Here is a 24,045-nt window from a genome sequence, read left to right as displayed (position 1 = left end):
TCATGGTTGAGGAACAGATCGCCACCGAGATCAGTACGTCCATCGTCGCCACTTTCGCGCTGGCGGGACCGATCCTCGCCTTCGCCGCCGTTCTTGGCCTGGTGATCGCGATCTTCCAGGCGGCGACACAGATCCAGGAACAGACGATCGCACAGATCGTCAAGATCTTCTCGATCTCTTTCCTGCTGCTCGTTTTCGGACGGGCGCTGGCGACGCCGCTGATCGAGCATTCGATCCACATCCTCAACGATTTCCCGACCATGGTACGGTAACGCCGATGGCACTCGAGGCTGCGTCCCTCATCAACGAGCACACGGCGGTGCCGGCCGCTGCCCTGCTCGGCGCCGCTCGTGCCCTCGGTATCACGGTCATTTTTCCCTTGTTTTCGCTCTTCAGCATCGTCGGCATCCTGCGCTTCGGCCTCGCCATCGGGCTTTCCGCCCCATCGGTCTTCTATGCCTACTCGGTGCTCGTCGTGGGCAAGACCTCCTATCTCGACCTCGCGGCCCTGTCGTTGAAGGAGATGGTCTTCGGCGGTCTGCTTGGCATGGGCCTTGGCATCCCCTTCTGGGCGGCGCAGTCGGCGGGAGACATGACCGACGTCTATCGCGGCGCGAATGCCGCCAATCTCTTCGATCAGGTGAACGCGCTCGAGACGACACCGCTCGGTTCGCTGCTGATGTCGGTCGCGCTTGCGGTATTCGTCGCGGCGGGCGGTGTAATCGACCTCGTGGCGATCTTCTACAATTCCTTCGGGCTTTGGCCGCTTTTTGCCCTGAGTCCGGTGGCGACCGATGATTGGCTGATGGTTATCCTCGAAAGTTTCGCCCGGCTGTTTCGCGTCGGCGCGGTGCTTGCCGCTCCTTTCGTCATCGTCATGTGCGTGGTCGAGCTGTCGCTGGCCTTCGTCGGCCGCTCGGCGAAGCAGTTCCCGTTGAACGACAGCGGCGCCACATTCAAGAACCTTGCCGTCCTCGTCGTGCTCGTCGTCTACTCGTCTTTCGTCACCAGCTATTTCGGCACGCTATGGACGGAGTCCTTCGCCGAGATCAAGGCCTTCCTGGAAGTCGGCCATGGCGAAAAATGACGATACCGAGGAGAAGTCCCTCCCCCCGAGCCGGGTAAAGCTCGACAGGCTCCGGCGGGAGGGTCAGGTCCCTCGATCGCGCGAGTTGCCGGTGGCGCTTTCGGTGCTGGCGATCGCGACCTATCTCGCTTGGGGCCTCGGCAGCATCATCGGCGATTTCGTTCACCTCTTCGACGCCGTGCTGCAGATGGTCGGCAAGCCCGCTGAGGTCCCGGGGCTTGCGTCGGTGCTGACTAAGATGGGCGCAGCGCTCCTCGGCATCGTCTGGCCTCCGCTCCTCCTCGGATTGGCAGTCGTCCTTGCGGCATCGATCATCGATGCGCAGGGCTTTCCCGTATCGATGAAACACATGGGCTTCGATTTCGGCCGTCTCAATCCGATGGAAGGTCTGAAAAAGGTCGTTTCCCTCGACAGCCTCACGGAGTTCCTCAAGGGACTCGCGAAACTGGCTCTTCTTTCCGTCGCCGGCGCCGGCGCCCTTCTCTATTTCCTGAACGGCATTTTTTGGTCGCCGCTATGCGGCGAAGCCTGCGCCCTGAGCGTTGCGGTTCAACTTGTCGGGACGATCGCCGTCATCTCGTCCGCGATCATGATCGTCGCTGCGTTCTTCGACCTGCACATCTCACGCGCACTCTTCCGACGGCAGCACCGGATGACCAAGACCGAAGCCCGGCGCGAACACAAGGAGACCCAGGGCGACCCCCATGTGAAATCGGCACGCCGACAGATTGGCGTGGAGATACGAAATTCACCGCCGCGCAAGCAAAGCTAATGCATGTCGCCCAAAAGTGTGCAGCGGTTTTGGGAAAACGACATGCATAAAAACAGGAATCTAAAGCGCGATCCTTTATGCGCGCCGCGGTTCTTCGCACAGCCTGAACTTTAGCTATCCAGAGACGCCAGTGCATCCATCCGGGCCGCCTTGCGCCGCGCAAGCGCAAGCTCGGTCCTGCATTCCTTGAGCATCCGGGAGAGGCCGCCGCATTCCGCATTGAGCGCCTCGACGCGCGCCTGCGCCAAGGAGCGCTCTCGACCGATCAGTTCAACCTTCTCCGAGGCAAGAAGCAAAGCTCGTCCCGTGACGAGCTTGCCGGGCGACATTTTCCGGATCGGCGAAGCCTCGTCCTCCCGCCGGCTGATGTCATGCAGCAATCTTTCCGCGGAAGTCTTCTCCCGTTCGATCCGTTCCAGCCGCTCCTCGAGTTCCTTCAGCCGTCGCGCAAGCCTGGCCTCCCGGGCACTCCTCAGTCGAACGAGCTGGCCGATGGCGGCCGCATCGGCCGCCGGCATGGCCCTCGGCATCAGTTGGGCGCCGAGGTGCGTCGTACCGTCACGACTTCCGGCACGCCCCCTTTGAACACCTGGACCGTTTTTTCCATGGACCGGTTAAGCACGCCCTCGACGGCGGAGACGAAGATCGGGGGACCGCGGACAATCAGGACATCGCTTGTCGGATCGTATTGGATCGCCGTTTCGGGATAGATCGGAAACAGCGCCCGCACCGCGTTGCGCGCCACATCCCAGCTTCGCGTCCGTTGCTCCAGGACGACAGTGTTGATCTCGCTCTTGGGAGAAATGACCATCCGGCTTCCGTCGAAGGCGACGAACAGGTTCGCTGCTTCGCCAAGCGCCCGGAACGCCTCCACCCCGCTGCCGTCCACGGTCCAGTTTTCGACCGTCCCGTTCAAGGTCCCGACGGGCGTCACCGGGATGCCGGTCATGAACGCCAGGGTTTCGACGACCTGAGACACCGGCTGGGAAATGACCTTGAGGCGCACGTTGCGCACATCGGCGGTCGCAATTGATGCGAGTGCGAGCCAAACGGCTGTAGCGACAAGGTACATGCAGCCTCTCACGATGGTGCCTCCGCCTTGGTAATTCGTTTGGAAGCTCATAGCACTGTCTGGCTGGATCAGATAGAACTTTCTCGCGTATGGAACGTAGAACTAACGCTGAGAGTCGTACATTGAGATTGTCAACATGTTAAACTCCGTTCACTTTGCGTGAAAACCGATATCCATGAAACAAATACAACTCATTTAGGCCATAAATTAAAGATTGATCTGTTACCCGCAATCGCACGATATTCAAAAATAAAAATTGATTGTCACTTTGATTACGGTAATCTGAGTATCGTTCAACAAGGAGACAAGAAATGGCTAGTACCGGTCCTACATCTACCCTGGAAGGGGGAATCAGTTCTGCAATTTCCAGTTTCAAGGCTGCGCAGAACGAAGCAACGGCACAGAGCCTGCAGGTCGCGACCGAAATCACCAAAATCAATGGCGTCGCCAACGCCACCAAGAAGATCGGTCCGGCTTGATATACCGGGGCGAAGCCGATTTCGGCTTCGCCGCCCTCTTCCACATTGTGCTCTTCATTTCACAACGCCGTGCCAAGTTGAGGAGTGCGCCAGCAGCAGAAACGATTGGAGTGATCCATGCGTGCGGGACCTGCTTTGCCTTCAATCGCCGCCTCGTCGACTGGAAAGGGTTCGCCGACACAGCGAGCCGGTGCTCGGGCAACCGCCGGCGAGCCTTCGTTGCGGGTTACGCGTGGTGGCCGCACCTCCGTACTTGTGCCCGGCAAGGGCACACACTTGGTCGGCGGCGGTGCGGAATGCGACCTCGTCGTCGTGGGCCTGAACGCTGAGCCGGCGTTCCGTCTTGAGCTGTGGGGTGATGGCTGCCAGGCAGGCGCCGCCGTCGAGGCAATCGGCGCTGGCATCAAAGTCGGCACACGCGACCTGAGCCAGGGCGAACGCGCGATCCTCGCAAATGGCGCGGTCATTCACATTGCGGATGTCCAGTGCGTCATCGAGGGCCTCCCCCAGAACTCGACATTCGTTGCGCGTTCTTCGCGCCGGCGTATTGCCGCCGCCGGACTTTTGGCACTAGCGGGCCTGCTTCTCGTCGCCAGCCTCAGTTTCGAAGGCGCTCCCGCCCCTTCGGAATGGCCCGCCCGCCGAGCCTCGGCGGAGCCGCGCCCAACGGCCGCCTCCATCGCCGCCGAGCTTAGCGAGGCAACCCGGCTCGCAGGGCTTACCGTGCTGGCAAAGGTCACGCCGGACGGGACGAAAATTCTGGTCGGAGAAAATGCTTCGCCCCTCGATCTCGCAAGTCAAAGACGGCTTGCATCAATCCTGTCCTCTATTGGCGGGCGCAGCCCCGTTCCCTTGGTCGATCGGACCAGACTTGCCTCCGGACTCGAGGGCTTCGTCGCGGCGGCAGGCTATTCGCCGGTCAAGTTCATTGTCGGGCGAGATGGGCGTCGTTACCGGGAAGGCGACGCGATCTCGGGGGAATGGCGGATCGAGGAAATACGGCCGGGACAAATCGTAGTCGCTCATGGGGGCGAGAGGGATACCGTCGATTTCGAGCAGCCGGAGCCGCGCCTGAAACTGAACCTCGCCAATGTCGATTCGCTGGAAACCGGGCAATGACGGCCGGATCGTCGGTCCTTTCCGGCCTCTGGCGCAGAACGGATATATTATTCGCCGCCTTCTTCGCGCTGGTAGTCGCCATGATGGTGGTGCCGCTACCGACAGTACTCGTCGACGCGATGATTGCCTTCAATCTTGCCTTCGCCTTCATCGTCCTTGTCACGACGATCTACCTACGCAACATTCTCGACATCTCCACATTCCCCGCCGTGATTCTGATCGGCACGGTCTTCCGGCTATCGCTGACCATTTCGACGACCCGGCTGGTGCTGGCAGAAGGCGATGCCGGCGAAATCATCCACGCCTTCGGCTCCTTCGTGGTCGCGGGCAACGTTCTCGTCGGCCTCGTGGTGTTCCTGATTGTGGCGCTCGTGCAGTTCATCGTCGTCACCAAGGGTGCCGAGCGCATCGCCGAGGTCGGAGCCCGCTTCACCCTCGATGCCATGCCCGGCAAGCAGCTCGCCATCGACAGCGACCTGCGCAACGGCCATATCTCGGCCGAAGCGGCGCAGACACGCCGTGCCAGGCTCGAGCGCGAGAGCCAGTTCTTCGGTGCCATGGATGGTGCCATGCGCTTCGTCAAGGGCGACGCCATCGCCGGCCTCGCGATCGTTGCTGTCAACCTGCTCGGCGGTCTCGCCATCGGCATTTTCCAGCGGGGCTTGAGCTTCTCGGAATCCGCCCACCTCTATTCGCTGCTTTCGGTCGGCGACGGCTTGGTGTCGCAGATCCCGTCGATGTTGATGGCCGTCGCAGCCGGCACGGTCGTCACGCGGGTCAACGACGATAGCAGCAGCAGCCTCGGAACTGACATCAGTCGTCAGTTGGCGCGAGAGCCCCGTGCACTGGGTGTCGGAGCCGCCATGACCGCGCTGATGAGTTTCGTACCCGGCTTCCCGGATGCGGTTCTCTGGCCGATCTCCGGCATGCTCGCATTCATCGCGTTCACAATGTGGCGCCGGAGGCAGGCAGGGACGTCCGGCAGCGCGGCTCGGGGATCGGAAGAACATGCGCCCGTTTCCCTCGACAGGACAAAGTACGGCGACCCCATTATCGCAACGGTCTCGGCGGCGACCATGGCGCGCTTGGCGGCCGAAGGCTTGGGGACGCAGCTCGACGGCCGCATCGGCGTCTTGGCCAGGGCCGTGGGCGTGGCCATTACGGTACCGACATTCAATGCCGATCCCCGCATGGGCGATGACCTCATGCACATCCAGGTCGAGAACGTGCCGGCAGGCCTCGTAGAGTGTCCGCCGAGCCGACCGGCGGAGCAGATTGCCAACGATATTGCGCGTATCGTCCGCCGCCACATCGGATCGATCTTCAGCGTCGACGACGCGACGCAATGGCTTATGAGCCTCGAGCCGAGGCTGGGCAAGCTCGCAAGCGATGTGCGAGCGCAGGTACCCCCCATGCTGCTCGTCGCCGTCATACGCCGCCTGCTCGATTCCGGCGTCACCGTGTCTCAGCCACGCGGTCTTCTCGAGGCCCTGCTCACCTCCCATCATACGGAGGCGCCAGAGGATATGGCGGAGCGCGCGCGACAGGCGCTCGGCCGTCAGATCGCATTCGGCCTCCTGGACCAAAGAGGGTTACTCCCCGTCATCACGCTCGGCCCGGAATGGGAGCGCAGCGTGCGCGCCTTCAAAGAAAGCTCGGGAGAAGCGGAGGCCGAGGCCTGCGAGAACCTGCGCCGGTTGGTAGAGGACGCCAAGCAAAAGCTTTCCGCAGCGAATGCCGAGGATCGCGACCCCGTTGCTATCGTGGAGAGCGACGTCCGGCTTTTGTCGCAGGCGCTGCTGATCCGCCACGGTTGCCGTATGCCGGTGCTCTCCCCTGACGACATCAGTGAGGAAATCACCTGCGACGTGATCGCCGCGGTTGGAGCCTGACAATAATAAAGAGGGAACGGAAAATGGTCGAAGCCGTCAACAACCAGAACACTTCATCGCCGATCCGGAATGAGATGGACCGGCTAAACAATTCCAGCCTGCGGAAAGAGATCTACAAGGGCATTTTCGAGGGTTACAAGGATGACAAGCGCGACTTTCAAAGTATCGACGTTGCACTGAACCCCGACAAGTACACCGCAGAGCAGAAGTTGATTACGCTGCTCGATCTGCTTGAAGCACGCGAGGATTACGATCACTACGACGACCTGCCCAAGCGTTTCGGCGAAAAGCCGCTCAATCAGGATGAGATCTGGAAAGACCTGAACAACGCCATTGCCATTCTTGAGGCCGACCCGGAAGTGCAGTCCCTGCTTACAAAAAGGGTGTTCGAAGGCTTCAAGCACATCCTCACCACCGGCAACCGGGTGGCTCCTGACACGGAGACGGATGCGGCCAAGATCATCGACAACACCATCAAGCGTGATGAGGAAGTGAAGGACCTGCGCCTAACGCTGACCAGGAGTTTTGAGAGCGAAATCGTCAATGGCGGCATACTCAACGATGGCCTGAGGTCGGGCAAGGACATCCAGACCATCCTGCAGGAGTACAACAACGCCCTCGCCTTCTATATGTCGGTGCTGCCGGAAGCCACGGTGACCGCCAATTCGGATAAGATCGAGGCCGCCTACAAAGAGTTCTACAACAAGGAGGTATTGCCGCGCCTGCCCGAATTCGCCGATGCCCTGGATGGTCTCACCGCGAAGGGACTTGGATCGGTCACGCCGCAGATACAGGATAACCTCATCGCCAGCGAAGTCTTCGGCGAGGGATTGTTCGACTCCGATCTGATGAAGCAGATGGGCGATTTCGCCAATGGTAACGAGCGGACCGTCGGTGGACGGGCCATTCCAGAGGTCTCGAAGCTGGATACGCTGTTCCAGTCGGGCATTCATGACATCGCCTCCATGCGACGCCTGCTTACGGAAAAGCATCTGACGCGGGGTGACAAGCCCATTCCAAGCCTCGAGTCCGTCGCAGGCGAGACCATCGACCTTATCGCCAGCAACTATTCCGGGGCGGGCAAGGAGACATATAGAGCCGAACTCACCGCCCTCTTCCGCGAGCTCTGGGGTGATTTCGTGGAACTCGACGGCGGCGATGTGCGGGGCCTCGATGGAGCCATCGACCGCTACCTGCAACGCAACGGCATTTCCGGCGAGAAGGCCAATGCGCTCCGTGACGGCGCGAAGATGCTGTTCAACGGCGCGTCGCTTGCCTCGACCGCGGCGCGCAACAAGAACATGAGTGCGGTGGAACTCTCCGCGCTGATGGTCATGAGCACGAAGCTCGCCGGTGACCATATGGGCGAGACTGGCGTCACCTCCGGTCAGCGCGGCGATGCCTCGCGGCCGGCGACCGATTTCAAGCTGGCCTCCTGGGATGCTGTCGTCCGTAAGAACCACGACGTGACTGCTCTCAACAACGCCGGCGATATTCTCAGCGACTTCATCAAGCAAACCGATCCTCAAGCAATCGTCTTCGGTCCGGTACTTGAGCCGGGTGGGGTGACAAGCCTGTTTTCCGACGCCACCTCGATCATGGCGGACAACCTGTTCGGCGGGGGAAACGAAAAGGCGTTCGCGCGCCAGACCTTCTCCAGCGACGTGCTGAACATTGTGGAAGGCCTGTGGGAGAAATTCACCAAAGGCGAGATTTCGGCACAGGAGCTGCCCGGCCATTTGGGCCGGCTGACACTCCAGATGAATGCGCCGCAAGGCTCCGGGATAGGCGCCGGCGAATATCGCGAGGCGGTGGCGCAGGCGGTGACAGCGCTTCTGGACGCGGGCGCGCTGGTCTCGCGGGTGCAGCCGAAGACACTTGGTCAGGATCTCGTTTACCGCGACGCGAACGGGAAGTTCCATCGCAGTAGCGGCATCAATACCTACACGCCGCAGGAAATCAGCGCGTTGATCACCATTGCCACCGGCTTGGCCGGGCGCGGCATAGCCAGCGGCGGCGGAACGCATTCCCTGGTCCGCGGCGACCGCCCGAGCCTCAACTCCTCACAGATTGCCGAAAAGCTGTTCGGAACCAAGGAACACGGCTGGAGTATCTCGGTGCTTGGGCGTTACGGGATGAAGATCGTGGAGCAGATGGCGGGCAAGATAACCGACCTCGCCAAGGAACGTGCCCCCGATCTCGTTATCGGAGATCCCACGGCGTTTTCCAGCGCCAACACCGATCTCGAAGATCTCTTCGGCGATACCATCACCTCCATGGGCCGTTCCCTCTTCGGTGACAACGTCGACGCAGCGGGGCTCTTCAAAGGCAATGTGATGAGCATCATCTATTATGTTTGGTCGCTCAGCCGCCCCGGTGGCCAGACCCAGACAATAACGGACGCATTGCTCAAGAAGGTGGTGGACGAACGGGTGACGGAAGCCCCAAGCGGCACGTCACTGACAGAGTACAGGGAAACTATCGTCCGCTCGGTCAACGCCCTCATGTATGGCGCCCGCACGGTTTATGCCGGATTCAACTTGAAGCCGGGGGACAATGTCGGTCTCTCTGCCCTCATCCTCTATGCCGCCTCGACGGGCGTGAACATCCTGCAGGCGGTCGGCGATGGGCTCAAAGAGTCGGCGAAGGTCTCCAGCAGCAAATTGAGCGACTGGGCGAAGGCCGCGCGGCGAGACTCCGCGGGACTGCTCAAGGCCGGCGTTAACGTCGCCAATGCCCTTATTTTTTCCGCCTGGCTACCGCTTGAGGCACTTTGGCTGATCGCCGACGTCAAGAGGGGCGATCCAGTCAATATCAGCCTGATTTCGGTAGGCCTTGCTGCCGACAGCGTCATTGCCGGGGAAGCCATCACCAACATGGGAATTCAAATCGGCAACCTGATCAATCAGGTGAAGACTGGTGGAACGATCGGTCTGGGATCCGGCGGCACCCTTGCCCTTGCGCGCGGTTGGACGCTGGCCTTTGGCATGGCCAATCTGGTCTCCACCGCTGCCTGGATGGGTTATTCAATCTATCAGGGCATCAAGGACAACAACGCCTTCAAAAAACAGACGAAAGAGATGGAATCAAACCTGCGACGGCTCCTGGACGATCCGATCAAATTCGCCCGCGGTGTTGAGATCGGGCCGATCAAAATCGGGGATGTAGAGAAGCACGAGGCGACGCCCATCGATTGGGAGTCCGTCATCGCACGCCAGATAGGGCGCACGCCCGCCTAACAGAAAAGCTTCTGGAGAACGCCGCGAACGAGTTCGGCTCGTTGAGACCGGCCCGGATTGTTCGCGCCAGCAGATGCAGTCTGGCAAGAAAATCGCGTCGCCGGAATTATCGGAGATGGGCGACCTCATGTTCCCTCGGGGCACAAATTTTCGCCTCTGCTTTCTCGATTGAAAGCGCCGCCGGCGCGCCACCTCGCAAGCGCGGCGACGGCTTGAAATTGCAGGATCCACGGTCAGCAAGCACGCTACGACGCTTCCCTCCACAAAGCGCTGAGGACCGCGCACTACGCGATTGGCGATGTCGCAAGCGACGTTCTCGACTCGCCCGAATTGAGGAGAAAAGTGAGTTTGGCAGTGCACTCGGCTGCCGGTCGCGATTTCGGCACGGAAGGCGCGCCTCTTGAGGAGATCTACAGGCGAGCCGCCCGGCCTTGGGCTTGGAGCGTGCAGCCAGTATGCGGGCCGGCAGATCAGAGAACTCCTGCACATGGCCATGAACCGGTGGTCAGCCGAGGTGAGTATTGTTCTCGCTCCTCGTCGAGGGCCAACGCGTGTCGAGCGTCCGATCGCGGCCCGCTTTAGGTGGCATAGAAGCCGCACCGGTGTTCGCGCCATTACAGACCCAGTCCCAAACAAAAAGACCGAGGCTCAGTTGGCTGAGGCACCGCCATTTCCTTTCCCGGGCCATTCCGAGATCTTCCGCCCAGCCGTGTCCTCTGTCAGGCGCCGTTTCGCTACGTCATTCAACGATACCCGACTTGAAACACATCCCATCCACAGCACGGATCGTTGCCATTCAAAAAAAGCGTTTTGGCAATCTTCCGAACGGCGATAAAGAAAGTTGTCTTCAACTGAAAGATAGAGGGCGCATGTCTTGCGCGAGCGCTTTTAGCGGGCGCGTGCTTTCAAGAAGCTGGGGCACCGCGTCGTGGCGCCGAAGTTCGGCCGACCGGCGGAGTCTCCAAGCTGCGGATTACAACACTGTCCAAATGTCTATCCGTTGAGATCGATGGGTTTGCTTGAAACGGTCCACCGGCGTCGACGGGGCATAGCGGCGGCGGGCCGCCAAGGACCGGCAAATGGTTAGCTGCACGGTGCGCCGTCCACAGCCTCGCCTCCGCGGAACGAATTCGAGTTGGGAAGACTCACATGAAGTCTCTCCGGATCATTGTTCGCCGTTATGGTGGGTCATAGGTCTTAGAAGCCACAGAGGAAGCGGCGCCAGAGCCCGGGCGACCTTGCATCGCCATCTTTTGAACTTATATTGCACTGCAACAATAGCGTTGGCCTGCTTTTCCAAGGCTGCACGCTCCCTTCACGCGAGGAGCACGCGCTCCTTGTGCGCAATGACCGAAGGAGTCACCTCATGACGAATTCAATACACCACAGAGACGCTTCCGACACGCGCGTGGGTCACGTTGATATAGGTGACACTGTCCGGCGATTCCGCGAAGCGGTCGGATATAGCGTCGAGGACCTCGCATTAACCTGCGGTCTGACTGGCGCCGAAATTACAAGGATCGAACAAGGGGCTGATGTCGATCCGGGCAGGCTTAGGCGCATTGCCGCTGCACTTCAAATGCCAACCTCCATGTTCCTGCTGGACTAGCGGAAAGGCCAGGGACACCTTAGAGCCCGCATGCTACCCCTCAACCAACTGCACCACCACATGGAAGAACCTGATTAAGTGGCCAACAAACCACCGGATTCTTGCTTTAGCTATGCTCCCGACTTGCCTCCGATTGAACAGGCTGCCCAGGTCGAGCCCCGGGTGCCCCGGATCATAGGGCAGCCGCAGCCCCGGCTTGCCGCACGCGCGTGATGAGCGTGCCTTTCGCTGTTTCCAGAGCCTCGTCCATCTCGGCTTCGGGCACTCCCGCATAACGGCGCGCCTCGCCCGGCGCAGGCCATCGGCATTCGACGCAAAATGGTAACAAGAACAACCTCACTGTTGCACAATCCACGCCTTCACCGAGACCAGTTCCTGTTCGGTTGGCGCCCGCGGTAGGGAACTCCCGGCGTCGAGCATATCCGCAAAGATTTCAAGCCGGGAGCCGTCGATGTAGCGGCCGGAAAGCGATAACTGGAATACCAGCTGTTTGTCAGGATCGGTCCTGCCGAATGGAATGGCAGAACCGATCACGTGGCCTGAGGCGGTTCGAAAGCGGATTTCCGCGCCGAGCGGTAGCGGGCCGGTGACGATATTGAGCCCCACGGTTTCGTCCGGCCGCGGCGCTCGCGGCAGGTTGATCACAATTCTGCGTTGTTGATCGGCCATCTCCGCTTAAATCCCGCAGCAGGCGCGCTGCCGTTATCCCTTTGCCAGCATCGCAAAAACACCGCGAGCGTGTCTGCGATCAACGGGCATGACCCAAAACCGTCGGTCCGCTGCCTCGAGCGGCTCAGAACGACCCCACCTGAATGTCGGTCAGCTGTGCCTTAGCCGGCATGCTGCCTTCGAGACGTTTGCCCGCTTGCGCGACCACAACGGCGAAGTCGATCGGTTCGCCCGCTTTGAGCCTACCATCGTCGATCAGCCTGTCGAGCGCCTTGTCGATTGGTATGGTGAAACTGACTGTGTCGGTATGATGATGACGAACACCGAAGAACTCGAAGCTGCCGGCGAAATCTGGTCCGTCCGGGTTGAGATCAGGCGTCGTTCCCTCGGGGAAGATGAAAACGAGGAAATTCAGTCCGCCAACGTCCATCGGCGGCTTGATGCTGACCTTCGCGAATTGGCGCGACTGTTCCGAAGGCTTGGCGGCAACATCCACCAGTTCCTGCGAAACCGTAAGCTTGGCGGTCGCCGGTTCGTTTATGGCCACGGCCGCGGAGGCAGGCACGGCTGCTTCCAACGCCGGAATGGGGCTCGAGCGGCCGGCGATTGCAACCGGGATGACCTCTTCGCCGCTGCCAGCCTCATAATCATAGTCAAAGGCGCCGATTGCGAGATAATCAGCGGCCCTGGTCTTGTCGGTCACGGGGCTGCCGTCAGCGTTGACATAAAAGAGATAGGGTTCCGGATCGTACTGCCCCTGTTGGTCAGCGGTTGGCCCCACGGGCAGGCCCATCGCCTGCTGCTTGCGGGTCCAGACATCCCATAGCCGGTCGATGTTGCAATGATGCAGAAAGAAGATCGGGTCGATCGGCGACAGGTTCTGTGACATCAGCCCGTAGGGAGCGCTCTGGCCGCCGACGCTCATATGCACGCGGTTATGCGGCTGGCCTTCGAGAATAGAGAAGCCGACCGGTGCCACCTGGTGGCTGGACGATACCGGACTGTTGAAAGCGAGACCCGGAGCGCCCGCGTCATTGGCGAATGTTGTTGGCGCCAGCGATGCCTTGATGGTGTCGATGTCGACTGCAGTTTGGGTGGCGGGATTGAGTTTCGGATTCTGCGCCGTCAGGAAGCGGGCGTTCGTCTGATTGGCGAAGCTCGCCATCGCGTCGCTCCACAGCGCATCAAAATCCGGATAGCCGCGCAACGTCTGCTGCTGCAATTGGGCAGGGCTGAGACTGTCCCAATAAGCCTTGATCGGCGCCTGCATGATCTCCTGGAAGCGGTTGTGGTCGGGAATATAGGCGGAGCTGTTGACGGGATCGAGAATTGTGCCGAACAGCGGCGGCAGGACCTCGGGATTGGCCGTCCAGTCCCAGTATGGCAGGGCGAAATCCGGATTGCCGCTCAGTTCGCGGCAAGTCTCCTCGAAATAGCCGAGATAGCCGCGGTGCCAGCTGGTAAACCACCAGTCGCCATGGGGGCAGTCCATCAGGTGGATGAAGCCATTGCGGTACCAGTTCCGCGGGTCCGAAGGCGGAAGCTTCATCATCGCCGTGACGGCGTCCATGTAACTTTGTAGGTCCTTCTGCCCGTCGGCGCTCGTCATGTTCTTGCGCCTGTGCTTGGTCGCCGCGCGCAGAATGCTCGGCGCGAAAAGGGCTGTACCGGCGGCAGCGGTTGCGCCTTTGACGAAAGAGCGGCGTGAAACCGTCAGAAATCGCGTGCGTGTCATCGAGATTATCCCCTGATGAGGTGTTAGTCCGAATGTCTTGCAGCTACGGCAAGGGGTGGAGCATCACTGCCGCACGGCATACCAGGAGGCGACGTAGCCGGCCGCAGCAGTCCCGTGCGAATGCGGGACGTCGCGGACGATGCTGCCGACAAGGGCATCTCTCTGGTCGACGCCGTTCGGCCAGTTCGGCACGACGTAGCCGCGATAACTGTAGATCCAGGTCTCTCCGGCCACCTCGCCCTTTCCGGTAAATTTGAGTTCGACCGGGTCGCCCATCCGGGCCGCGCCGGTGAGTTCCAACGACCAGCCGGGGCCGCCGATGGCTCCGCCAATCCTGCCCGGCGCCACCTCGGTCAGCACCAGCGTTCCCTGGCCAAATTCCAGGGTACTGAAATCGGCCGACAGGTCGGGATTGTTGATCAGGCTCCGATAACTCCAAGTGCCGACGAAGCTCATATCTCCTCCCAAATGGCGATCAGCTAACCTAATGATGGCCGGAAACGGTGCCGCCATGGCCGTCCGGCAGGGTGATCCTGACGTTCTGCATCATTCCCTGGTCCTCATGATCGAGAATGTGGCAATGCAAAACGAACTCGCCGATGTAGCGCTGGTAGCGCGTCCGCACGGTGATCGTGTAACGCGTCGACGGGTCGGTGCTGGGATTCTTGATCCACAGCGTGTCCTTCCAGACATTCTTCAGTCCCGGATATTGCGGGTCGCCGTCGTCGTCGGAACCAAGCGCGCTGACATCATTACCGGCCGCATCGACAATCTTGATGATCTGGAACGGATTGACATGGATATGGAAAGGATGACTGACGAAATCCGACCTGAGCGTCCACTCATCCACTCCGCTCAGCGGCAGCGTCCGATCGATGCGGTTGGGATCATAGGGCTTGCCGTCAATCTCGAAGAAGGTGCCACCCGGCTGCTTTACATCGATATTGAACACCAGTTGCTGCTCGCCGGTGACCTCGCCTGGTTCGATGTCCGGATGCGGAACAAAGCTTGAAAGCCGCATATCGTTCTTGAGGTCGTCGATGACCTTGCCGGAAACATCCGGCGCCATCGTGCGCTCAGCCGCCGAAATCAGCCAATCCTGCAGATAGGTGCCAATTTCGCCATTGACCGCATTGCCTTCCACTGCGGTGACAATGCCGAGAAGGCGGCGGCTCGGAGCAAGCTGGTTGACGCTCGCCGCTGCCGGCGCGGCGGCGTCGACGAGGCAGTAGTCACCCGCTTGAGGCAGCACCACTAAGGCATCAACCCTGTAGCCCGGCTGCAGCACCGCCTGCTGCCGCATCTGCACCTGCGCCATTGTCAGGCCGTCCTGGGCCACCACGCCATACGGGATGGTATCCTTGCCGCAATTCTGGTCAATCCATCTATCGGTGTCCGCCGCGGTAAGCGTGCGCAACGCGGCCGTGCCGGTCTTCCGCCGGATCTCGAAATTGATGGTGTCGCGAACCCCGGCATGGATCATCCGCCAGCGCTCGACCGACCCAGCCACCGCCGGCGGCAACTGGCCCAGCACCTGACCGTTGATGCTGGTAAAGCGGCCCGAGGCCGGCCAAGTGCCAGGTCCGAACTGGTCGTAGCTTTCGATGCCCCCAACCTGGCCTGGCTGGCAATCATAGGTGATGCTGCCGTTGCTGTCGGTGCAGGCATATTGGATCTGCTGTAGCACCAGGACCCGCTCGGCGATATCGGAGCCATCCGGCTGCTTCAGCAGGCGGTCGATATCGCCCGTTTCGGTCGGGGTCGGCATGCGATCGCCACGGATGATCAGCGCTCCGGACATGCCGCTCGACACCTGCAAGGCGGTCGATCCGTGCAGGTGCGGGTGATACCAGAAGGTGCCCGCCGGATGGTCGGCGGGAATGTTATATTCATACTGGAACGCGACGCCAGGGCGGATCGAAACCAGCACATTGTCGCCGTTGCCCGACGGATTCACCCAGAGACCGTGAGAATGCAGGTTCGTACCGTTGAAGCAATGGGGGGTGTTGGCACTGCCCCCGCCGATGCCGCAGGTCGAATCCTGAGGGAGCATGTTGTTCAGTATTATCCGCACCGTCTCGCCCGGGCGCACATCGATTGTCGGCCCCACCAGCGGCGTGTCGGCGCCGGATGGGTCCGTTTGGCGGGCGTCCTGATAGCCGCGGAGCCTCACTCGGTCATAGCGCGCCGTGGCCGGATTGTAGATCTGACGGTCGAGGTAGGTGACGTTCATGTCGAGCAGCACCTCGCCCAGAAAAGTCGCCCGGTCCTGCGCGAAGGTTTCCAGCTTCGCCCGCCCTTTGGCGACCGGCTCCAATATGTAGGCCGGTGGGTTGCTCACGGCCCTAGTCTCTTGAGCGGCAGCCGATAGCACATGGGTGGTGGCCGAAAGAACGCCCGCCACACCGGAAAGCGCAATTTTGTGAGATGCAAACAAACAAACCTCCCAAGCCTCTGCCTATAGTGCAAGAGCGAGACGGGCCGCACTGTCCATGACGTCAGTGATACAAACAGACCCTTAGCTTGAAGTCTGAATATCACTTTGTCTCTGCATGTTTATAGAAGGAGTTGCCCCACCTATCTTCTCACTACGGAGAAAATTACCCTCACAACCATGAGACGGTTACAGGTGCATTACTTTTCAGCCTCGAAAACTATATAGCGCAAAGCGGTGTCTCGCACATCCCTGTAAAACTACTGGTTGCGCTGAATCCGGTCTACAATGTTTTCGGACGCAAAGTCCCCTAGCTCTCATGTTCCCTGTCAAGGCTGAAGGCGAGCGGCATCGGCCACTTGGCGCGAGCGTGCGAAGCAGTCAGATTGGCTGAGGCTGCATAGGGCCGAGGGTGGAGCTCAGAGGACTTCTGGCCATGGGCTACTTCGATTTGATCGGCTCAATGGCAGTGAACGGTATTGATCACGACGGCCGTCTTGAGTAGACAGGCTTACACCACCCAAAAGGCGGCCTAATACTAGACCCGCCGTTCTTCGGGTGAATCCGAAGTCTATAGCGTTTCCCAGACGCCCTGGCCGAGGCTCTGGACCGAGTTGACACGTCGAAGGTCGTTCTGGGCGAGCGCAGCCCACCTGCAATCAAGAAAGCGGCCGATCCGGTAGGAACCGGTCCAATGTTGAAAAGTGCCCTGCCGATCTCCACAGTCCTCTATTCCCGATCACATACAGGGTAGTCTTGGCGCGTGTTACTGCAACGTTGACAAGATTGGGCCGACCGCCGGCCCATGCCCGTGCGCCACTCTGTGACGACATCGGCGCGCCGAGTACAAAGAACACGATCCCGGCCTCCCTGCCTTGAACGGTGTGAACGGTTCCAACCCGCTTAGACGCCCAGTCCCACGGATCATCGACCCACCCGTCGAGAACCCTGCTCTCTACGATCCCGCTACGCAGGTTGTCCTGAACGATGACGAAGGGCGTCACCACGTACAGGTCGGGGGCGTAGCCGGCACTTCGAAGCTGCTGGAGCATTTTGATGAGGACCGCGCCTTCATCTGGCGACCATTTGTCAGTCGACGACCGGCTCACGACATTCACCCATGCGGATCGACCGAGGACTTCATTGTCTGGTGTCGGACGCTTCGCATGCACCATGAGATTGGCATAGGCGATCTCGTTCGAGATGTCGAACATCGGGCTGTTGCAACGGCGATGGACCAGCAACGGTGCGCCAACGTTACGATGACCGCTACCAATCGGGAATCGAGCACAATAGATGCTCGCCGCGTCCGCAAGCGTCTGCACCGAGGCTTCGGGCGCATTGAAACGCAGCGGATCGATGCCGAAGAACCCGCAAACCTTTTCTGTCAGACTGCTGGGAAGCGTAACCACGGGTTCGATCTGCAACGGGTCACCTACTACGATCGAACGCTTCGTTCTCATCATGGCTCCGACGACCGCCTGCGGGACGGCCTGGCCAGCTTCATCAACCAGGAGCCAACCCAACGTCTCCGGCTTCAGACGGGAGAACATTCGATGGACAGATGCGAAGGTCGTCGAGATGAGTGGCACCACGAGGAAGAAGGACGCCCACAGCTCCGGTATCATCGCATCCTTCTCGGGGCTTCCTAAGGTCCGCGTGCCAAAGCTTTCCATGAAGATCGCAAGGTTCTGCCTGAGGCGGTCAGCCGCGCAGTCGATGAAGGCTCGGTGCAGATGAATCGCGGCTTCAAAAACCTGGTCTCGGAGGACATTGGTATCCTTGTCGAACCAGACGTTCAGTAGCTGGACTTCCTCGTGCGGCCGCCCGAAGAATTCGAAATCCGGGACCTCCGCCCCCAGAGCCTCCCTCGCCTGCCTTGTTGTCTTCTGCAGCGCAATGCGTTCGTTATTCAGCTCGGTGGCCTTCGACGCGATCCTGCCAACCGTCTCTTTCATCCGGTGTAACTCGGCACCGACGGTATCGAGCTGGCTCTTGAGCGGCGAGAGGAGCTGTTGCTGCCGTCTGGCTGTTGTCGCCAGATCATCACTCCTCGCTGTCCAATCGCGGTACGGCGCGGTTCTGAAGATACGCGAAATCAAGCTTGGCCGCACATCTCCATGTCGGCACATTTGCTCTCCTGTGCTGGCCAGAGCTTGCTCATGTTTTCGGACGGCCTGCGTAACCGAAGCCAACTGTCCCTCGAGGTCGTTGGCGGTACCCTCCAACGTCTTCCGCTGTTCGATGACAGCCTGATACTCCACACCGATCTGAACGAGCCGCTTCAGCTGAATATGAAGCATCTGAATACGGCTCCGGCGTTCCTCGAAAGCCGCCTTGACCTTTTGGAAGCTCGATCTGGCAAAGCCCCAACGCGATGCGGCTTCCCTAGCGTTTTGCGGGGGCCGCTCACGTTCGACGATTTTCCGAAGACGGCGGATCGGAGGCCCGTTCTCCTGGGGGATCGTGACAATCTGCGGCTGTCCGCTGGTGTGATTGAGGTAGGTGGAAAAGCCGAGCTCCTCGTCCTTCCAGAAATCCTGCGAAAACTGGAAGCGATTGGATGAATTCCCCAGGACAGCTGCCACAAGGCCCCAAGTCGGTATCCCTAGAACTTTGTCGGAAATTGTTTGGAAATACCGAAGATCAGGCGCGTCCTCGGCCACCGCCTCCATCGAAGGCAATTCAGCACTGACATTCTCGACAGCCTTGTTGTTGGAAGAGGCAACAACCATCTCGAAACCCTTGAGACGGTTGTCCAGGCGGTGAAGCATTATGGTGGCACCGTTGCGCGAAAAGCTGACACGTGAGGGTTCGAAAGCCTCGGCCGGCTTATCAAATGTCGCCATGACACTTGCGCGCTCCACGACCCTGTCGGCGACGACGTCACGCAAGAGCGTGGTTTTCCCGGTGCCCGGCGGTCCATTGACGCCCAGAACGCCCGTTGGCATCTGGTCGTGCCCGGTAGCGTTGACGGCTGCCTGCTGAAGGATCGCCAACGGATGCCGTCCCTTCCCTGGCCACCGTCCAGATGGCGACAGCTTTGGCTGCAGAAGGTCCTGAAGTCCTGCGGTATCTTCGAACAGGTCCGTGCGCGTGAGAGGGGATTTGATGCCGAGGTAATGGGCAAGGGCATTCGGCACATTGTTTGCCGCGATAAGAGACCGAGCGCTCTCTAAGTCCTCGAGGTAGAAGGAATTTAGGAGATTTGGTTCTGGCGGATTCTTGTTGCCGATCCACTCGAAGCGCTCGAGAGCGAAGTAAGGTGCCTTCGTTTCCAAGCCGTCGAGATCAAGAGCCTGCAAAAGCCAGTTATAGACATCGCGGATATGCCGCTTGGTGAGGGGTTCTATCTCATTGTCTCGGTTTCGTCTGACGAGTCGTTCGCGAAACGCCGAGGTGAGTGACTTCTCATGTTTGGGCCAGTCCGCCAGTTTTCGGAGGTCGCCCCGGAGCGCAACGGGCACTCCCCAGGCGAAGCTTGATATCGACGCGCTATCGTCTTCCTCAAGGGGCTTCCCCTCCTTGTCGAGAATTACGCTGGCGATCGGACTGAACCCCTTCACCGTGGGCTTCTCCGGCCTAATGTCGGAATATACCTTCAGCAACGACTCCATCGCGGGTGCCATGGCGATCGTGCCAAAATAGAGTTCGAAATACAGGCGTTTCTTCGGCCGCGACGTCTGGCTGATCTCCCACGGGAGATCGCTTGCCTCGAACTTGGCGAGGGCCCTCCTTGTCGCCAGCGACAAGGTCGATTTCCTTCTTGAATCCGTTCGGGGACAGTACCTCCAATGCGGTCCAAGTGCTGAGGACATCAGTGGCCTTGTTCGTTACAGGCGGCGTCTGCATCGGCTTGAACGCAGGTACTGGTCCGACAGTAGGCGTCGCCTCTACGCGCATCGGAGATGCCGCAGCAAGCTGACGTTCTACAGGTGAGCTCTCGACCGGAGTTTCGGCTGACGTTCGAACCACGCGATCTTTGGCGATGCGCTGCTTGAGGGTCTCCGCCTTCTGCGTTGTCCGAAAGGCCAACTCCTTAACCAGAAGATCGACCGTCGCCTTATCTGTGGCACTGGTTTCGTAGATCGCCTCCAGTTCTACGACAGACTTGGAGAGGTACGGTCGCTTCGACATCAATTGAACCTGCTGCATTAATATGAGGACCTTGGCGGGTGCTTAGTCTTCAATCAGTGCCCCCAGAAATTCAACCGGCAGCGTGCGATGTCATAACTTTGACCACGAAATCAACAGCAAGCTTGCTATCGAACAATTCCCCTTCCGGGAACAATTGATCCGGGCTAACCTCCCGCGCTCGACATAATTCACGGCGCTGATGGCAACGAAGGTCACCATTGTCGACCTGTTCCCCGGCGATGAGGGCATGACTCTCGCCAAGGATGTGAGCGACGGATCGCCACGTCATATCACCGAGATTGCGGATCCGTCTGCTTCGGCTGCGGCAGGCGGTTGATCGCCAGGAACGGCGGCGGCCCCAACGTCCGAGCGCATCCCTTCGCTCACCGCCCCGAGGACAACGTCGTAGACTGCGTGTCGTCGGGGGAAACGGCCTTCCATATCCGCGCGAAGGAAATCATCGCCAGGCATTGCCGGGTGATCTACGGCCGGAGGGGAAAAGAAGCGCGATCGCGACCGTAACGGCATAGGAAAGGACCGCCGCGCTCGCGATGACGAAAATCGCCTTGTCTGGCAGATATGGCCCCGCAAGCCACAGAGCGGCCAGCGCGATGTGGGCCCCGAGAACGAAAGGATGTCGCCGACTTTCAACGGGGTGAGGCACACCGCTGCGCGACGCTCTAAGCGGCGGGGATCCAGGTTTCATCAGCTTCGGCCGATTCGGGTAGGAGGCGCCCTGACCCTTGCACTTGATGTATATTCCTAATACTATATTAGAATATTCTGCGCTGCATATACGCGAGGAAAAGTCATGCCTCTCTACATTCGCGACGACGATGTTGATGCGCTGGCAAAGAAGGTCCAGCAGGTCACTAAGACTCCTACGAAGACCGAGGCGGTCCGGCGCGCCCTGCAAAACGAACTAGCGCGAGCGGAACAAGCTGTACCACTAAAAGAGCGCGTCAAAAAGATTCAGGACAGTGTGCGAGCCAAGATGGGACCCAGCACGCCAGATTTCGACATGAAGAAGTTTACAGACGAGATGTGGGAAGTTTGATGTTCTTGGACGCGTCAGCAATCGTTGCCATCCTGGCTGGCGAAGAAGATGCTGGTTACCTCCTCGCCAAAATCGAAATGTCAGAAAAGCCTAAATTTTATTCGCCGCTCTCAATGTTCGAGGCCGTGATCAGCTTAGCCCGGATAATCTCGATCTCACAGTTTGGCGATCAGACCCCTACCCCGCCCGAGTTGATCGATCTGGTTCAAGAGGACGTAGGAAAGTTCATGGAAACGATCGGCGCCCGCGAAATGTCCATGAACGGCTCCTTGCATCGCAAGGCTATTGAAGCGGCTCGCAACTATGGCCGCTTTGTCGCCCATCCGGCACGGCTGAATTTTGGTGATTGCTTCTCCTATGCCTGCGCCAAGGAGTACCGCCTCCCCCTACTCTTCAATGGTAATGACTTCTCACAGACTGATATAGAAGCAGCTTAGGTCGTGCCCACGTTGGTTGGGACGGGGGACGACTCCCCTTTCCCAAGCCCTTCCTCCTGCCCCTAACGAAAACCCTCATGCTGCCGAATTGACATCCCGGCTCACTACCGAAAGTGGTGAGAGCGGATAACGCATGAAACCTGCGATACCTTCCGCACGTTCTGTGGCCTGCGGCAATGAACGAGTCGGGGTGATTATGTCAAAGAGAACTGTCGCCCTTCTGACACTCACGATATCAGCGGGGTGCCAAGCGGCCGCACCACGACAAGCCCCGGTTCGATCGTCCGCGTGGGCCGAAGAAAAGTGGTCGACAGGATGCCAAGATGACCGGCGGGATGCGTATGGCGAGCTTTATCGAGCGCAAAAAGTGCTGGCCGATGGTGAGCTACCACCAAACGACAGACTTCGGTCTACCCATCGGCGTCGCGACGATCTTTGAAATCGATCATCTTGGCCCTCGTCTCACGCAAAATTCTGGGTTCGACGCAGATATTTGCGACGGAAAACCCATACGCGTTGCAGTGGACGGACGACGCATCGACCAACTGCCAATGCAGCAACGGATCGAAGCTGTACTGGCCGGACAGCGACGCGTGCGGGAGGCAGACCGCGGGTGGCCCCATTGCAACGTGTACAACGAGACTAGGGCTGTTTCGGGTGGGAGACAGGCCTACGATGAAATGACGCGGCTATGGGCTGCCCGGAAGTGAGCCGTTATCCGTGCATAAGATCGGCCTACACGCTCAGGCCGGGCGGGCGCGTGGTTGCGCGCTGCTGGATGAAGAATCGAAAGGAGCCGTACACACCCGGTCTATTTGCCGCCTTCGATGCAAGGTTAATTTCTACCGGCAGTTGCGAGATTTCGAATGATCGATTGATACGCATGAATTGACACCCGTAACGGGAGTTGCTGCTCTACGTCCTCGACGTTCTCCGGCTGGCATGCAAGGACCCGGCCGCGGTTGAAGAGCAGCTTTCCGGACGCCCATTGGTTTGAGGTGTGGCTGCTCCTGCAATCGCAGAAAGGCCAGTGCCACGGCGGTCGCAAGTGTTCTGAAGCAGGATCCCACGCCTCCGCATAAGCGCGGGTTTGGCACGAAGGGAGACTATGTTCGACCCGCGCGAAAAGATCGGACTCTTCATCGATGGAGCGAATTTCTATGCGACCCCAACGGCTTGGTTTCGACATCGATTATTGGTTGGTGCCGGCCTTCCAGAAACGCGCCTATGGAGGGTAGGCCATGTCTTGCGTAAAGGTCGAGTGACCGCTTTCACCCCCCGAGACGATCGATCAACGATCGATGCGACCGCCGCCAGTCCGCCTTGAAGGGATGCGAACCGAGACCTCATGATTTATGGATGGCGGCATAAGGCTCAATTATGGACTATGCTACCGACGCGTCGTGATCCAGATTGCCGCGGGGACGAAAGTGTACCCGGCTTGCCGGCCGGTCGTGATGCGCCATGGGTTCGATGGTCTCTCGGCGGAGGTCGTCAACACGTTGAAGGAACGCGGCGACACTCGGAAGTGCCGGGCCGCAGCCCGGTGGCTGTGACCTTTCTCGACAATACAATGACACGACTAGCGGATGTGACTTGCCGGTGGTGTCCCTCGCGTCAAAGCGAGGGACACCACGAAAAACCCGATTCGGGAATCTGAAATCCTAAAAATCGCGACCCGCTTTAGATGGTAGAAGCCGCACCGGTGTTCGCCATTACAGACCAAGTCCCCAAACAAAAAGACCGAGGCTCAGTTGGCTGAGGCACCGCCAGTACCTTTCCAGGGCCATTCCGAGATCTTCCGCCCAGCCGCGTCCTCTGTCAGGCGCCGTTTCGCTGCGTCATTCAACCATGCCCGACTTGAAACACATCCCATCCACATCGCGGATCGTTGCCATTCAAACAAACCGTTTTGGCAATCTTCCGAACGGCGATAGAGAAAGTTGTCTTCAACTGAAAGATAGAGGGCGAATGTCTTTCGCGAGCTCCTTTAGAGGGCGCGTGCTTTCTACGAAGCTGGGGCACCGCGTCGTGACGCCGAAGTTCGGCCGACCAGCGGAGTCTCCAATGCTGCGGATTACAACAGGAAATCCGTCAGGCAAATTCAGTCAACGGAGCGGAACATGAGCAAATACGCTTGCGAATTCGTCGGAACCTTCGCACTCGTTTTCCTCGGCTGCGGCACGATTGTCTTTATGCATTCGGAGGTGGGCCCCCTAGGCATCGCTCTCGCCTTCGGCTTGTCGGTTGTGGCGATGGCCTATACGGTCGGCCCAATCTCCGGGGCGCATCTCAACCCGGCCGTCA

General features: G+C 59.6%; 20 protein-coding genes and 1 pseudogene. 14 read left to right on the top strand and 7 right to left on the bottom strand.

Going from position 1 to position 24,045, the window contains the following annotated elements; genetic code table 11:
• Positions 1-2 precede the first annotated feature (2 nt).
• Genes AYK65_RS19875 through AYK65_RS19865 form a run of 3 tightly spaced genes read left to right on the top strand, consistent with a single transcriptional unit; the run spans position 3 to position 1,859 of the window.
• Positions 3-272, top strand: coding sequence for a flagellar biosynthetic protein FliQ (locus tag AYK65_RS19875; RefSeq protein WP_081160205.1), 270 nt, complete (start codon positions 3-5; stop codon positions 270-272).
• Positions 273-277: 5 nt separating this feature from the next.
• Positions 278-1,087 carry an EscT/YscT/HrcT family type III secretion system export apparatus protein gene (locus tag AYK65_RS19870; protein ID WP_081159882.1) on the top strand — a complete coding sequence of 270 codons (810 nt, stop codon included), beginning with the start codon at positions 278-280 and terminating at the stop codon, positions 1,085-1,087.
• Positions 1,074-1,859 (top strand): EscU/YscU/HrcU family type III secretion system export apparatus switch protein, encoded by a 786-nt coding sequence (locus AYK65_RS19865; protein ID WP_081159879.1) that lies wholly within the window; start codon positions 1,074-1,076, stop codon positions 1,857-1,859. The genes AYK65_RS19870 and AYK65_RS19865 overlap by 14 nt, the downstream gene beginning before the upstream one ends.
• Positions 1,860-1,969: 110 nt before the next feature.
• Here AYK65_RS19865 and AYK65_RS19860 read toward each other — a convergent pair whose 3' ends face one another.
• Both AYK65_RS19860 and AYK65_RS19855 read right to left on the bottom strand, forming a co-directional pair.
• A complete protein-coding gene (locus tag AYK65_RS19860) occupies positions 1,970-2,389 on the bottom strand; it encodes a hypothetical protein (RefSeq protein WP_081159877.1) in 420 nt (139 codons plus the stop codon).
• On the bottom strand, positions 2,389-2,931 hold the full coding sequence (locus tag AYK65_RS19855) for a hypothetical protein (protein ID WP_139793259.1): 543 nt from the start codon (positions 2,929-2,931) through the stop codon (positions 2,389-2,391). The genes AYK65_RS19860 and AYK65_RS19855 overlap by 1 nt, the downstream gene beginning before the upstream one ends.
• Positions 2,932-3,242: 311 nt before the next feature.
• On the opposite strand from AYK65_RS19855, the gene AYK65_RS32505 reads away from it, so the two are divergent.
• The 5 genes from AYK65_RS32505 to AYK65_RS19835 all read left to right on the top strand — a co-directional run bounded on the left by AYK65_RS32505 (position 3,243) and on the right by AYK65_RS19835 (position 11,269).
• Positions 3,243-3,410 (top strand): hypothetical protein, encoded by a 168-nt coding sequence (locus AYK65_RS32505; RefSeq protein ID WP_172402034.1) that lies wholly within the window; start codon positions 3,243-3,245, stop codon positions 3,408-3,410.
• A 117-nt stretch (positions 3,411-3,527) separates the two neighbouring features.
• Complete coding sequence (locus tag AYK65_RS19850) at positions 3,528-4,529, top strand: hypothetical protein (protein ID WP_139793258.1); 1,002 nt, start codon at positions 3,528-3,530, stop codon at positions 4,527-4,529.
• Complete coding sequence (locus AYK65_RS19845) at positions 4,526-6,421, top strand: flagellar biosynthesis protein FlhA (protein ID WP_081159872.1); 1,896 nt, start codon at positions 4,526-4,528, stop codon at positions 6,419-6,421. The genes AYK65_RS19850 and AYK65_RS19845 overlap by 4 nt, the downstream gene beginning before the upstream one ends.
• Positions 6,422-6,444: 23 nt before the next feature.
• Positions 6,445-9,660, top strand: coding sequence for a hypothetical protein (locus AYK65_RS19840; RefSeq protein WP_081159869.1), 3,216 nt, complete (start codon positions 6,445-6,447; stop codon positions 9,658-9,660).
• Between the two features lie 1,366 nt (positions 9,661-11,026).
• Positions 11,027-11,269 carry a helix-turn-helix domain-containing protein gene (locus AYK65_RS19835; protein WP_081159867.1) on the top strand — a complete coding sequence of 81 codons (243 nt, stop codon included), beginning with the start codon at positions 11,027-11,029 and terminating at the stop codon, positions 11,267-11,269.
• 336 nt (positions 11,270-11,605) lie between these two features.
• Here AYK65_RS19835 and AYK65_RS19830 read toward each other — a convergent pair whose 3' ends face one another.
• From AYK65_RS19830 to AYK65_RS19810, 5 genes are all read right to left on the bottom strand, one after another.
• Positions 11,606-11,938 carry a hypothetical protein gene (locus AYK65_RS19830; protein WP_028002626.1) on the bottom strand — a complete coding sequence of 111 codons (333 nt, stop codon included), beginning with the start codon at positions 11,936-11,938 and terminating at the stop codon, positions 11,606-11,608.
• 124 nt (positions 11,939-12,062) lie between these two features.
• Positions 12,063-13,673, bottom strand: coding sequence for a tyrosinase family protein (locus AYK65_RS19825; protein ID WP_081159864.1), 1,611 nt, complete (start codon positions 13,671-13,673; stop codon positions 12,063-12,065).
• Between the two features lie 63 nt (positions 13,674-13,736).
• Positions 13,737-14,129, bottom strand: a complete 393-nt coding sequence (locus AYK65_RS19820) for a hypothetical protein (protein WP_081159862.1) — start codon at positions 14,127-14,129, stop codon at positions 13,737-13,739.
• A 28-nt stretch (positions 14,130-14,157) separates the two neighbouring features.
• Positions 14,158-16,110: a multicopper oxidase family protein gene (locus tag AYK65_RS19815; protein ID WP_139793257.1), complete on the bottom strand. Its 1,953-nt coding sequence runs from the start codon at positions 16,108-16,110 to the stop codon at positions 14,158-14,160.
• A 656-nt stretch (positions 16,111-16,766) separates the two neighbouring features.
• Positions 16,767-19,859: an AAA domain-containing protein gene (locus AYK65_RS19810; protein ID WP_210190415.1), complete on the bottom strand. Its 3,093-nt coding sequence runs from the start codon at positions 19,857-19,859 to the stop codon at positions 16,767-16,769.
• A 584-nt stretch (positions 19,860-20,443) separates the two neighbouring features.
• On the opposite strand from AYK65_RS19810, the gene AYK65_RS32500 reads away from it, so the two are divergent.
• The 6 genes and pseudogenes from AYK65_RS32500 to AYK65_RS19785 form a co-directional block, all read left to right on the top strand.
• Positions 20,444-20,581: a hypothetical protein gene (locus tag AYK65_RS32500; RefSeq protein WP_172402033.1), complete on the top strand. Its 138-nt coding sequence runs from the start codon at positions 20,444-20,446 to the stop codon at positions 20,579-20,581.
• A 474-nt stretch (positions 20,582-21,055) separates the two neighbouring features.
• Positions 21,056-21,301 (top strand): type II toxin-antitoxin system VapB family antitoxin, encoded by a 246-nt coding sequence (locus tag AYK65_RS19805; RefSeq protein WP_081159856.1) that lies wholly within the window; start codon positions 21,056-21,058, stop codon positions 21,299-21,301.
• On the top strand, positions 21,301-21,738 hold the full coding sequence (locus tag AYK65_RS19800) for a type II toxin-antitoxin system VapC family toxin (RefSeq protein WP_081159854.1): 438 nt from the start codon (positions 21,301-21,303) through the stop codon (positions 21,736-21,738). The genes AYK65_RS19805 and AYK65_RS19800 overlap by 1 nt, the downstream gene beginning before the upstream one ends.
• Positions 21,739-22,061: 323 nt before the next feature.
• The gene (locus tag AYK65_RS19795; RefSeq protein ID WP_081159851.1) at positions 22,062-22,448 is read left to right on the top strand and encodes a hypothetical protein; all 387 of its coding nucleotides are present in this window, start codon (positions 22,062-22,064) and stop codon (positions 22,446-22,448) included.
• Between the two features lie 398 nt (positions 22,449-22,846).
• Positions 22,847-22,967 (top strand): annotated as a pseudogene (locus AYK65_RS33905) (LabA-like NYN domain-containing protein); the annotation flags it as partial.
• An 894-nt stretch (positions 22,968-23,861) separates the two neighbouring features.
• A partial coding sequence (locus AYK65_RS19785) for an aquaporin (RefSeq protein ID WP_172402032.1) occupies positions 23,862-24,045 on the top strand: 184 nt, incomplete at its 3' end.

It is taken from the genome of Ensifer aridi (assembly GCF_002078505.1).
GTDB classification, from domain to species: Bacteria; Pseudomonadota; Alphaproteobacteria; order Rhizobiales; family Rhizobiaceae; genus Sinorhizobium; species Sinorhizobium aridi.
The sequence above is the reverse complement of the archived record's forward strand: the minus strand, read 5'-3'. Positions and strand labels throughout refer to the sequence as shown.